This is a genomic window from Stenotrophomonas sp. S39, from assembly GCF_016624665.1.
In the GTDB taxonomy this organism is placed as follows: domain Bacteria; phylum Pseudomonadota; class Gammaproteobacteria; order Xanthomonadales; family Xanthomonadaceae; genus Stenotrophomonas.
Genome location: NZ_JACVTT010000064.1, coordinates 1 through 12,327, shown reverse-complemented (window position 1 = coordinate 12,327; position 12,327 = coordinate 1). Strand labels below are relative to the sequence as shown.

Below are 12,327 nucleotides of genomic sequence, written 5' to 3'. Positions count from 1 at the left end.
GTTTCCCCCTGATGAACACCCTGCCCCTGGCCGCCGTGCGCGGCCAGCTGGATCGCTGCGGCCCGTGGCTGGCCCCCCTGGGCCTGCGCCTGCTGCTGGCCTGGGAATACTTCGAGTCCGGTCGCGAAAAGCTGCAGGGCCAGAATTGGTTTGCCGAACTGCAGGGCGCGTTTCCGTTTCCGTTCGACCAGTTGCCGGCCAGCGTGAACTGGCAGTTGGCGACCTGGTTCGAACTGGTCGGCGCGGCCTGCCTGCTGTTCGGCCTGGGCACGCGTTTCGCGGCTGCCAGCCTGCTGGTACTGACCGTGGTGGCCACCTATGCCGTGCACTGGCCCATGCATTGGGATTCGCTGGGTGAACTGGCGATGGGCTATGCGATCAGCGATCAGGGGTTTGGCAATTTCAAGCTGCCGGCGTTGTTCATGGCGATGCTGCTGCCGTTGCTGTTCAACGGCGCCGGGCGCCTGAGCGTGGATGCGTGGGTGGCCGGCCGGGCCGTCGCGCCCGCCCGTTACACGCCGATACGCACCGAAACTGCGGAATAGCCCGATTTAATCGCCTATTCATAAAAAAAATCCGATGCTGGATCCGTGGCCTTGATGACCACGTCCCTCCCCCGGAGTCGCCCCATGAAGCGTCTGATTGCTGCCACCCTTTCCCTGGCCCTGCTGGCCACCGCCGTCTCGCCCGCGATGGCGGCTCCGTATGGCGCCGGTGGGCGCGACGACCATCACGGCCAGAAGGACCGCCACGACGACCGCCGTGATCCGCCCCGTCGCGGCCACAGGCTGGCCCACGACCACCGGGGCGAGTACGTGCGCGATTACCGTCACCATGGCCTGCACGCCCCCGCCCGCGGCCAGGAATGGCGCAAGGTGGACGGCCGTTACGTGCTGGTTGCCGTGGCCACCGGCATCATCGCCGACGTGGTGCTGGCGCGCCGCTGATCCCCGTGCAGCGCCCCGGCCATGCACGCCATGGCCGGGCGCTCAGGGTCGCTCTGCTAGAATCCGCGCATGAATGACCCCACCCCCGCAGCTGAAGCCGCCCCTGTTTCCGTAGTTCCGATGGCGCAGCGCGCGATGTCGCAACGCTTCCGCGGCTTCCTGCCGGTGGTGGTTGATGTGGAAACCGGCGGTTTCGACAGCCAGCGCAACGCGCTGCTGGAAATCGCCGCGGTGCCGATCGAAATGGACGAAAACGGCCTGCTCTACCCGGGCCAGACCGCCAGCGCCCACGTCGTGCCCGCCGAAGGGCTGGAGATCGACCCGAAATCGCTGGAAGTGACCGGCATCATCCTCGACCACCCGTTCCGGCTGGCCAAGGAAGAAAAAGCCGCGCTGGACCACATCTTCACCCCGGTGCGCGCGGCAATGAAGAAGTACGGCTGCCAGCGCGCGATCCTGGTCGGGCACAACGCCCATTTCGACCTGGGGTTCGTCAATGCGGCGGTGGCACGCACCGGCCACAAGCGCAACCCGTTCCATCCCTTCAGCGTGTTCGACACGGTCACTCTGGCGGGTATCGCCTACGGGCAGACGGTGCTGGCGCGTGCGGCCAATGCCGCAGGGCTGGGCTGGGATGCCAACGAGGCACACAGCGCGGTGTACGACACCGAGCAGACCGCGCGGCTGTTCTGCACCATCGCCAACGCCTGGCCGCGGTAGATCCACGCCGTGCGTGGGTGAAACGCATTGGCCGTGCGGACCAACGGTCCGCACCCACCATTCAAGATGAAATGCATCGGCCGTGCGGACCAACGGTCCGCACCCACCCTCCAACCTGCCCGGTAGACCCACGCCATGCGTGGATGAATTGCATCGGCCGTGCGGACCAACGGTCCGCACCCACCATTCAACCTGCCCGGTAGATCCACGCCATGCGTGGATAGGCATCAACCGATGCTGGTGCGGTCGCGGCCATCGCTCTTGGCGCGGTACAGCGCGCGGTCGGCGCGCTGGTACAGCAGCGCCGGGGTGCGGTCGTCGGCTGCCAGTTCCACCAGGCCCGCGCTGAAGGTCACCCGCAGGCCCTTCACCCCGGCCCAGTCCGGATGGTCATGGAACAGGCCGCGCAGGCGCGCGCAGACCTGGGCTGCTTCTTCCAGCCGCGTATCGTTGAGCAGCAGCGCGAACTCTTCGCCGCCGGTACGTGCCGGCAGGTCCGAATCGCGGCACGCCGCGGCGATCACTTCCGCCACTTCCTTCAGCACCAGGTCGCCGATGCTGTGGCTGTAGGTGTCGTTGACGTCCTTGAAGTGGTCGATATCCAGCACGACCAGGCTCAGCGGGTGGCCGCTGCGCTGCGAGCGGGCGAAGTCACGCGCCAGCGTCTCGTCGAAGCCACGGCGGTTGGCCAGGCCGGTCAGCGCATCCTCGCGGGCCTGCCGCTCGAACGCTTCGGCCTGCCGCGCCAGGCGCTCGGCCAGCTCGGTCTTCTCCTGGTTCAACGCCTGCAGGTGTACGGTCTGCGCCTGCAGGTCGAAGGTCGCCTCATCCACGCGGCGCGCCAGGCGCAGGTTGCTGGCCTTGTACTGCTGCAGCAGGAACCGGTACAGCGCCACCAGCGCGCCCAGCAGCAGCAGCCCGATCATCGCCTGCACGCTGTGCCGCTGCCACCAGAACGGTTCGACGGTGAAACTCCACACCGCCTCCTGCTGGCCCCAGGCACCGCCCGGGTGCGAGGCCGCCACGTGCAGGGTGTAATCGCCCGGCGGCAGGCCGACGAACTCGACGCTGCGCTGCGGGCCGCGCTCGACCCAGCTGGTGTCCAGCCCGTCCAGGCGCGTGCGGTAGCGGATGCGGTCGGACATCAGGTAGCTGAGGCCGACGAAGCTCACTGCCAGCCGGCGCCCACCGGGAATCAGGTTGCGCTCGGGGCCTTCCCAATGCACCTGCGCGCCATCGACCTGCACGTTCTCGATCGCCGCCGGCGGTGCCGGGCGCTCGCGGAAGCGCTGCAGGCGCTGCGGGTCCACCGTGCTCAGGCCACCGGCGGTCACCACCCAGAAGGTGCCGTCCTGGCGCAGGATCGCCGAGGGCGCCGAGCTGCCGTTGGCCTGTGCGTTGGCCATCCCGTCGATCTCGTTGTAGCGCTCCACCGTCACCCGCGGCGCGCGGCCGTCAGCCACCGCGTTCAAGGTCGCCATGTCGGTGCGCAGCACGCCCCGGTTGCTGCTGATCCACACATTGCCCAGCCGGTCGGGCACCAGCTGGAACACCGCATCGACCGGCATGCCCTGCTCCAGGCCGACCCGCGACAGGCGGTTCCTGTACCAGCGGTACAGCCCGCGGTCGCTGCTGATCCACATCGCTTCGCCGATCTGGTGGAAGCCGAACACACTGCGGCCGCCGCCCATCGGGGCCAGATCGATGGACTGCACATGGTCGCCGCGCAGCACGCGGATGCCCTCGATGGTGCCGATCCACAGGTTGCCCTGGTGGTCGTGTTCCAGCGCGGTGATCAGGCCGGTGGGCATGCCCGGCGTGTTCGCCACCCGCACGCGGTCGCCATCGATGCGCACCACGCCCTTCTGCGTGCCGGCCCAGACCACGCCGGACGGATCGACGCTGATCGCACGGATGTTGCCACCCGGCATGCCATCGGCCGCATCGTAGTTGTGGCGCAGGCTGCCATCGGCGCGCAGGCGGTAGACGCCGTCGCCGAAGGTGCCCACCCACAGGTCGCCACCCGGGTCCTGGGCCAGGCTGAGCACCGACGCCGCCTTGCCGCCGCGGTTGTGCAAGACCATCGGCCGGAAACGGCCGTCGGCGGTCTGCTGGTCCAGGCCGCTGGCGCTGCCCACCCACAGCCGGCGATCGCGGTCCTCGAACACGGTGCGCACGTAGTCACCGCTCAGCCCATCGCGTTCGGTGTAGCTGCTGAACAGCGTTTCGCGCAGGCGGTACAGGCCGCCGTTGGCGCCGACCCAGATGCTGCCTTCGGCATCCTCGCGCAGGCTCACCACGCGCCCGCCGGGCAGGTTCAGGCCGGCCGGCAGGCGTTCCAGGCCGTGGCTGGAAATACGCAGCAGGCCCTGGTTCTCGGTACCCAGCCAGATATCGCCGTGGCGGTCCTGCAGCATCGCGGTCATGTGCAGCTGGCCCGGCAGGCTGTGGACCAGCACCAGGCGGTCATCCTCGACCCGGTACAGGCGCTCGCCGGCCACGATCCACAACGCGCCATCGGGTGCGCGATAGGGCCAGGTCAGGCCCTTGCCCACGCCCCATCCGGCCGGTGCACGCTTGAGTTCGCCATCGTTGTCGCGCAGGACCAGGCCATCGAGGGTGCCGATCCAGACCCGGTCCTGGGCATCAACCACCAGCTTGGTGAAGCTCATCGCCAGCGGCAGGTCCGGCGGCGGCGGCTGGTAGACGATGCCGGTTTCGGGCGTCAGGTACGCGATGCCCTTGCCTTCGTACAGCAGCCACAGGCGCCCCTGGCTGTCCATCTGCATCGACTGGATCAGCACTTCCGGGGTGTTGGCCTCGTGCTCCCAGACCCGCCACTGGCCAGCGCTGCTGCGGTAGGTCACGTTGCCACGCGAATCGGTGATCCACAGCCCGCCCTGGCGGTCCACCAGCAGGGCACCGATGCCGTTGTCGCGCAGCCCGGGCCGCGTGCTGCGGTCGAACACGGTGAAATCCAGGCCGTTGTAGCGCACCAGGCCTTCCCAGGTGGCGAACCACAGGTGGCCTTCGGGGGTCTGGGCGATGTCACGCAGCGAGTTGTGCGGCAGGCCGTTGCGCGACGTCCACACGTCGATGGCGTAATCGCGCAGCGGCGGTGCGGCGGTCTGCGCCGCCAGCGGCGAGGCCAGCCACAGCAACAGCCACAGCACACCGAGCCGCAGCAGGCGACCGATGTGATGTTCCGGGTGGCGCCCCGCCAGGCGCCTGCCAGCCCCCTGCCCGCCCATTACTGCAGCGGCGGCGGCCAGGTGCGGTTGCCGCGCACGGCAACAGGCAGGAACAGGAACAACCGGGCGGCACGGGGCCGCGCGCCGGTGCGAACAGGCTGGCTCATCGCGTGAACTGTGGGGAGATGGGGCGAATGATAGGCCAAACACCCCTCCCGGCGTCACCGCAGCGTGAAGACCGGGGGCTGAAAGGGATCTGACCCGGGGCCGGATCCCTCTGCGCACGCAGAGGGCTCTGCCCCCTCAACCGGCCACGACCGTCAGCGCGCGGCCACCGGGCTGCCCGCCGGCCACTGCACCACCGCTTCCAGGCCGCCCTCGGGCCGGTTGCGCAGCCACAGGCGTGCGCCGTCCTTCTCGGCCAGCGCGCGGGCGATGGTCAGGCCCAGGCCGGCGCCACCGGTCTGCCGCGAGCGCGAGGTCTCCACCCGCACGAACGGGTCGAACACAGCTTCGAGCTGGTCATCGGCCAGGCCCGGGCCATCGTCGGCCACGACCACGGTGATCGCACCGCCGCTGCGGTCCACCCGCACCCGCACGCGCTCGGCGTACATCACCGCGTTGTCCACCAGATTGGAGAACAGCCGGTGCATGGCCAGCGGCCGCAGCATCAGCACCGCGCCGCTGCCACCTTCAAAGGCCACGTCGGCACCCGCTTCGGCGGTGTCCTCGACGATGCTTTCCAGCAGCGAATCCAGATCGAGCGCAGCGCGCTGTTCAGCGCTCTCGGCGCTGCGCGCCAGTTCCAGGCCTTCGCGCACCAGTGCCTGCATCGCCGCCAGGTCGCCGATCAGGCGCTCGCGCAGGATCTCGTCGGTCACGTTTTCCAGCCGCAGGCGCAGCCGGGTGAGCGGCGTCTGCAGGTCATGGGTGATCGCCGCCAGCATCTGCGTGCGTTCGGCCAGGTGCCGCTGCAGGCGATGCTGCATGGCATTGAAGGCCTCGGCGGCGCGCTGCACTTCGCGCGGGCCGCGCAGGGGCAGCGGATCGCGCTGCAGGTCGTCACCCAGTTCTTCGGCGGCCGAAGCCAGTTCCTGCAGCGGCGCACTGGCCATGCGCGAAACGATATAGGCCAGCACCGCGATGGCCAGCACCAGCAGGGTCAGGAACAGCGGGTCCACGGCCAGCACGCCGTTGTGCGCCACCGCCGGCGAATCCAGCGCCAGCTTCAGCGCGGTGCCATCGCTGAGGACCACGTCCACGGCGCGGCACTTGGGCGGAATGAAAGATGGATCGCGTTCGCGCGGCGGGCGGCGGTGGCCCGGCGGCGGGGGTGGCAGCAGCTCCTGCAGCTTGGGGATGCACGAGCGGAACGAGGTGAAATGCACGTGCGCGCGTGCCACCGGTCCGGGACGGTCATCCAGCACTTCCATCAGCGCGGTGTCGATGCGCCCCACGCGCGCACCGGACGGCAGCGCGCGCACGCTCGGCCCGCCCATATCCAGCAGGCGATCGCGCAGTTCCGGGTTGCCGTCGAGCAGGTTGACGTAGCCCTGCAGCCGGTCGGCAATGCGGTTCAGGTTCTGCCGTTCGAAATCCTGCTGCCGCTTGGACGTGGCCAGCATGGTCGCGCCGATCGCGGCCACCGCCATGCCCAGCAGCAGGATCACGAACAGCCGCCCCACCATTGAGGACAGGAAGTGGCGCAGGCGCTTCATCACGGCTTATTCCAGGTTGACGGCCGAGGCCAGCACATAGCCTTCGTTGCGCACGGTCTTGATCAGCCCATCGGGGCCGCCATCGTCGGCCAGCTTGTTGCGCAGCCGGCTGACCTGCAGGTCGATCGCCCGGTCCTGCGCTTCGTAGTTGCGGCCGCTGCTGAGCGCGACCAGCTGCTCGCGCGAGAGCACCTTGTTGGCGTGCGCGATGAACACCCGCAGCAGGCGGAACTCGGCGCCGGACAGCACCACCACGCGGCCATCGGGGTCCACCAGGTGGCGGTGTTCCAGATCGAAGATCCAGCGCGAGAAGCGTGCGCGGCGCACGGCCAGCGGTTCCAGGTTGGCCGGCAGCGCCTCGGTCCGGCGCAGCACGTTGCGGATGCGCGCCAGCAGCTCGCGCGGCTCGAACGGCTTGGCCAGGTAATCGTCGGCGCCCATTTCCAGGCCCAGCACGCGGTCGATCGGCTCGGCACGCGCGGTGAGCATGATCACCGGCGTGTTCGAGCGCGCGCGCAGGTCACGGCACAGGGTCAGGCCATCCTCGCGCGGCAGGTTGAGGTCGAGCACGATCAGGTCCACGTGCTCGCGTTCCAGCAGCTGGCGCATGCTGGTGCCATCGGCCGCGGTGCTGACCAGGTAGCCGGCGCGGCCGAGCTGTTCGGCCAGCAGGGTGCGGATGTCATTGTCGTCGTCGACGATCAACAGGCGATGCATCGGGTTTTCGGTCTCCATGTCGCGATTTTCCCGTGTCGGGAGCTGAACCGCATCCTGTCCGGTGCGTACCACTGTATCGACGCCGGGGCGGGATACCTGCAGTTACGCGTTTCGGCCGCCAGTGTTACACATGGACACACGTCGAGGATTGAGCCCGCCTGCGCCCGATCTTCACAATGCCCACCAATGCCGCTGCGGCGGCCTGCCTGAGTGAAGCCCGCACGTGATCTCCCGCCTGTTGCCCGCGACCCGCCGGGGTCGTCTGATCGTGATTGTCCTGCTTGTGGTGATTGCTGCCGCGTGCGCCTGGTGGCTGCTGCGCAAGCCCGCCGCCCCGGCCCTGGCCGCCAGCCCGGTCAGCCGCGGCGACATCGAACAGACGGTGGAGGCCACCGGCGTGATCGACGCCTACAAGCTGGTCAGCGTCGGCGCGCAGGCTTCGGGCCAGATCAAGTCGCTGAAGGTGCAGCTGGGCGATACGGTGAAGGAAGGCGACCTGATCGCCGAGATCGACGCCACCACCCAGCAGAACCAGGTGCTCAACGCGCAGGCCTCGCTGGACCAGGTGATCGCCCAGCGCGCCGTGCAGCAGGCCAGCCTGCGCCAGGCCGAGCTGGACTTCGCCCGGCAGAAGGAGATGCTGGCCGCCGAGGCCACCTCGAAGCAGGAATACGATGCCGCCGAGGCCACGCTGAAGACCGCCCGTGCCCAGCTGCAGTCCTACGAGGCGCAGATCAAGGGCCGCGAAACCGAGCTGGGCACCGCCCGCGCCAACCTGGCCTACACCCGCATCACTGCGCCGATGGACGGCACCGTGGTGGCGGTGGTGGCCGAGGAAGGCCGCACGGTGAACGCCAACCAGACCGCGCCGACCATCGTCATGCTGGCGCGCCTGGACGTGGTCACCGTCAATGCCGAGGTGTCCGAGGCCGACGTGGTCAAGATCAAGGCCGGCATGCCGGTGTACTTCACCACCCTGGGCGACCCGGACCGCAAGTACCACGCCACGCTGCGCCAGATCAATCCGGCGCCGTCGTCCATCGCCAACGAAAGCTCGTCCAGTTCCAGCAGTTCCTCCAGCTCCAGTTCCAGCAGCGCGGTCTACTACAACGCACTGTTCGACGTGGAAAATCCGGATGGCACCCTGCGCATCGACATGACCGCGCAGGTCTCGGTGCTGCTGCAGCAGGCCAAGGGCGCGCTGCTGGTGCCGGCGGTGGCGCTGGGCCCGAAGACCCGTGACGGCGAGCGCGTGGTGCGCGTGGTCGACGCGCAGGGCCAGCCGCAGCCGCGCAAGGTCAAGGTCGGCATCAACAACGGTGCCTCCGCGCAGATCCTGTCCGGGCTGAAGGAAGGCGAGCGCGTGGTGGTCGGCGAAGGCGGTGCGGCCGCGTCCAGCAGCGGCACCGGCAACCGCGGCGGTGGTGCCATGCGCATGGGCGGGCCCGGTGGCATGGGCCCGCGCCGATGAGCACGACGGCGCCCCTGCTGCGCCTGCGTGACCTGCGCCGCGAGTTCCCGGCGGGCGACGATGTCATCGCCGTGCTGCGCGACGTCAACCTGGACATCCACGCCGGTGAGATGGTGGCCATCGTCGGCCAGTCCGGCTCGGGCAAGTCCACGCTGATGAACATCCTCGGCTGCCTGGACCGCCCCACCCGCGGCAGCTACCAGGTGGCCGGCCGTGAGACCGGGAAGATGGAGCCGGACGAGCTGGCCGAGCTGCGCCGCGGGCATTTCGGTTTCATCTTCCAGCGCTACCACCTGCTGGGCGACCTCGATGCGCGCGGCAACGTGGAAGTGCCGGCGGTGTACGCCGGCAGCCCCGGGCCGACCCGCAACGCGCGCGCCGAGCAGCTGCTGCAGCGGCTGGGCCTGGGCGACCGCATGCACCACAAGCCGGGCCAGCTGTCCGGCGGCCAGCAGCAGCGCGTGTCCATCGCCCGTGCCTTGATGAACGGCGGCGAGGTGATCCTGGCCGACGAGCCGACCGGTGCGCTGGACACCCGCTCCGGCGAGGAAGTGATGGGCATCCTTGGCGAGCTGCATGCCGAAGGCCACACCATCATCCTCGTGACCCACGACATGAGCGTGGCCGAACACGCCCAGCGCATCATCGAAATCCGCGACGGCGAGATCATCGCCGACCGCGCCAACCCGAAGGCGCCCAGCTACCGCGCGCAGCGCCAGCCAAGCACCGACGTGGCCCATGGCAGCAGCTGGCGCGCGGCGCGCGACCGCTTCACCGAAGCGTTCCGGATGGCGCTGCTGGCGATGAACGCACACCGCCTGCGCACCTTCCTGACCATGCTCGGCATCATCATCGGCATCGCCTCGGTGGTGTCGGTGGTGGCGCTGGGCAACGGCTCGCAGCAGCAGATCCTGCAGAACATCAGCGCGCTGGGCACCAACACGATCGACGTCTATCCCGGCCGCGGCTTCGGTGACATGCGCTCGGCGCGCGTGCAGACGCTCAAGGCCAGCGACGCCGATGCATTGTCAAAGCAGAGCTACGTGGACAGCGCCACGCCCAGCGTGTCGACCTCGGTCACGGCGCGCTACCGCAACCAGTCGGCCACCGCCCAGGTCAGCGGCGTGGGCGAGCAGTACTTCCGGGTGAAGGGCGTGACCCTGCTCGCAGGCAGTTTCTTCGACAGCGATTCGGTGCGTGGCCTGGCCCAGGAAGGCGTGATCGATGAGAACACGAAGACCCAGTTCTTCCCTGACAGCGATCCGATCGGCCAGGTGATCCTGCTCGGCAACGTGCCGGTACGCGTGGTCGGCGTGGCCAAGAAGCAGAGCTTCGGTTTCGGCGGCAGCACCAGCCTGGGCGTGTTCGTGCCCTACACCACGGTGATGTCGCGCATGCTGGGGCAGAGCCATGTCTCCAGCATCACCGTGCGCGTCAACGATGAAACACCGATGGATGCGGCGCAGGAGGCCATCACCCGCCTCCTGACCCTGCGCCACGGCACCGAGGATTTCTTCCTCAGCAACAGTGCCGAGATCCGCGAGACCATCGAGCAGACCACGCGCACCATGACCCTGCTGATCGGCGCCATCGCCGCCATCGCGTTGCTGGTCGGCGGCATCGGCGTGATGAACATCATGCTGGTGTCGGTGACCGAGCGTACCCGCGAGATCGGCGTGCGCATGGCGGTGGGGGCGCGGCAGAGTGACATCCGCCAGCAGTTCCTGATCGAAGCCGTGCTGGTCTGCCTGATCGGTGGCCTGCTCGGCATCGGCCTGGCCCTGCTGGTGGGCGCGCTGATCGGCCACTTCTCCAGCAACTTCCAGGTGGTGTTCTCGACCGCCTCGATCATCGCCGCGTTTGCCTGCTCGACCCTGATCGGCGTGGCGTTTGGATTCCTGCCGGCACGCAATGCCGCCCAGCTCGACCCGGTGGAGGCCCTGGCCCGCGAATGAAGATGATGACCCGACTGACCTCCCCTGCCCCCTCGCGCCTGCTGCTGGCTGGCGCCGTGCTGCTCGCCCTGTCCGGCTGCGCCTCGGTGGGCCGCTATCCCACTGCGGCCCCCGCCGTGGCCGCGACCTATGGCCGTGGCGATGCCACCCTCAATGCGCCGGCCGACGACCCGCGCAGCAGCCTGGATACCCCGGGCCGCGATATCCGCCAGGACACCTGGTGGACCGGCTTCGGCGATGAGCGCCTGGACCGCCTGGTCGCGCAGGCCCTGGCCGCCAACAGCGACCTCGGAGCGGCCGGCCTGGCCGTGCAGCGCGCCCGCCTGCAGGCCGGCCTGGCCAGCAACGCCCTGTTGCCGCAGCCGTCCTCGTCCGGCGTCAGTGCCAGCGGCAGCCGCCCCACCGACCAGGCCGCCGACTGGAGCCGCGGCTATTCCACCGGCGTGTCCCTGTCGTGGGAGGTGGACTTGTGGGGCCGCCTGCGCACCGAGCGCGACATCGCCCGCTGGGAAGCCCAGGCCAGCGAGGAAGACCGGCAGAACACCGCCCTGCTGGTGATCGGCGACACGATCAGCCAGTACTGGTCGCTGGGCTACCTCAACCAGTCGATCGCCAGTGGCGAAGCCAACCTGCAGCGGCTGGAGCGCACCCGCGACCTGGTGCAGGCGCGCTTCGACGCCGGCGCGGTGTCGCGGCTGGAAGTGCGCCAGGCGCTGCAGAACCTGGAATCGCAGCGTTCGGCGCAGAGCGCGCTGGAACAGCAGCGGGTGGAAGTCCGCAACGCATTGACCGTGCTGCTGGATGGCACGCCGTGGCCACAGCAGGACGAGCCGCAGGACCTGCAGGCCGCGCGCAGCCCGGGCATCGACGAAGGCCTGCCGGCCGATCTGCTCGGCCGCCGCCCCGACCTGCGCGCGGCCGAACTGCGCCTGCGCAACAGCCTGAAGACCATCAAGGTGACCGCCACCCAGTACTACCCGGCGCTGAGCCTGACCGGCAGCCTCGGCTCCAGTGCGACCTCGCTGGGGGATGTGCTGCGCAACCCGGTGGCCACGCTCGGCGCCGGCCTGTCGCTGCCCTTCCTCAACCTGCAGCGTGCGCAGCTGGACACCGACATCGCCGGCACCGCCTACCAGATCGCCGCGACCAACTTCCGCAAGACGCTGTACACCGCGCTTTCGGAAGTGGACAACGCACTCTCCGCGCGCGAGCAGCTGGCCCGCCAGGTGGCGTCCTCGCAGGCGTCCTATGACCAGGCGGTGGAAGTGGAGCGCGCGCAGGAAGTGCGTTACCGCGTGGGCGCCACCGACCTGCGCACCTGGCTGGAAGCGCAGCAGACCCGCCGCGATGCCGAACTGTCACTTGCCCGCGTGCGGCAGAGCCAGCTGAGCAACGACGTGACCCTGTTCAAGGCCCTGGGTGGCAGCGCGGGGTGAGGCGATGCGGGGCTGCGCCCCGCACCTGCCGAAGCAACATCAACTTCAACGTCAACATCAACGTCAAAAACGGCGCATTCCGTTGGACGGCGGAGCGGGTCCGGTGGCAGGGGACGCCGTGAACCCGTCCATGGGGGCTTGGTCGCGGCATCCATGCCGCTCACACCCCTGC

At 69.2% G+C, this 12,327-nt stretch carries 9 protein-coding genes; 6 read left to right on the top strand and 3 right to left on the bottom strand.

What is annotated here, in order from left to right; translation table 11 throughout:
- Positions 1 to 11: 11 nt before the first annotated feature.
- The 3 genes from IAE41_RS15635 (at position 12) to rnt (ending at position 1,667) form a co-directional block, all read left to right on the top strand.
- Positions 12 to 545: a DoxX family protein gene (locus IAE41_RS15635; RefSeq protein ID WP_200733740.1), complete on the top strand. Its 534-nt coding sequence runs from the start codon at positions 12 to 14 to the stop codon at positions 543 to 545.
- An 84-nt stretch (positions 546 to 629) separates the two neighbouring features.
- Positions 630 to 947, top strand: coding sequence for an RcnB family protein (locus IAE41_RS15630; protein ID WP_200733739.1), 318 nt, complete (start codon positions 630 to 632; stop codon positions 945 to 947).
- A 69-nt stretch (positions 948 to 1,016) separates the two neighbouring features.
- Positions 1,017 to 1,667, top strand: a complete 651-nt coding sequence (rnt, locus tag IAE41_RS15625; protein WP_108759671.1) for a ribonuclease T — start codon at positions 1,017 to 1,019, stop codon at positions 1,665 to 1,667.
- Positions 1,668 to 1,894: 227 nt separating this feature from the next.
- Here the strand turns inward: rnt and IAE41_RS15620 are convergent, their stop codons facing one another.
- The 3 genes from IAE41_RS15620 to IAE41_RS15610 form a co-directional block, all read right to left on the bottom strand.
- A complete protein-coding gene (locus tag IAE41_RS15620) occupies positions 1,895 to 4,852 on the bottom strand; it encodes a ligand-binding sensor domain-containing diguanylate cyclase (protein ID WP_200733747.1) in 2,958 nt (985 codons plus the stop codon).
- Positions 4,853 to 5,178: 326 nt separating this feature from the next.
- On the bottom strand, positions 5,179 to 6,576 hold the full coding sequence (locus IAE41_RS15615) for an ATP-binding protein (RefSeq protein WP_200733738.1): 1,398 nt from the start codon (positions 6,574 to 6,576) through the stop codon (positions 5,179 to 5,181).
- 6 nt (positions 6,577 to 6,582) lie between these two features.
- On the bottom strand, positions 6,583 to 7,311 hold the full coding sequence (locus IAE41_RS15610) for a response regulator (RefSeq protein ID WP_079221281.1): 729 nt from the start codon (positions 7,309 to 7,311) through the stop codon (positions 6,583 to 6,585).
- A 205-nt stretch (positions 7,312 to 7,516) separates the two neighbouring features.
- On the opposite strand from IAE41_RS15610, the gene IAE41_RS15605 reads away from it, so the two are divergent.
- Genes IAE41_RS15605 through IAE41_RS15595 form a run of 3 tightly spaced genes read left to right on the top strand, consistent with a single transcriptional unit; the run spans position 7,517 to position 12,155 of the window.
- Positions 7,517 to 8,764 carry an efflux RND transporter periplasmic adaptor subunit gene (locus IAE41_RS15605; RefSeq protein ID WP_200733737.1) on the top strand — a complete coding sequence of 416 codons (1,248 nt, stop codon included), beginning with the start codon at positions 7,517 to 7,519 and terminating at the stop codon, positions 8,762 to 8,764.
- Positions 8,761 to 10,719 carry a MacB family efflux pump subunit gene (locus IAE41_RS15600; protein WP_079221279.1) on the top strand — a complete coding sequence of 653 codons (1,959 nt, stop codon included), beginning with the start codon at positions 8,761 to 8,763 and terminating at the stop codon, positions 10,717 to 10,719. The genes IAE41_RS15605 and IAE41_RS15600 overlap by 4 nt, the downstream gene beginning before the upstream one ends.
- The gene (locus tag IAE41_RS15595; protein WP_200733736.1) at positions 10,716 to 12,155 is read left to right on the top strand and encodes a TolC family protein; all 1,440 of its coding nucleotides are present in this window, start codon (positions 10,716 to 10,718) and stop codon (positions 12,153 to 12,155) included. The genes IAE41_RS15600 and IAE41_RS15595 overlap by 4 nt, the downstream gene beginning before the upstream one ends.
- The last annotated feature ends 172 nt before the right edge of the window (positions 12,156 to 12,327 follow it).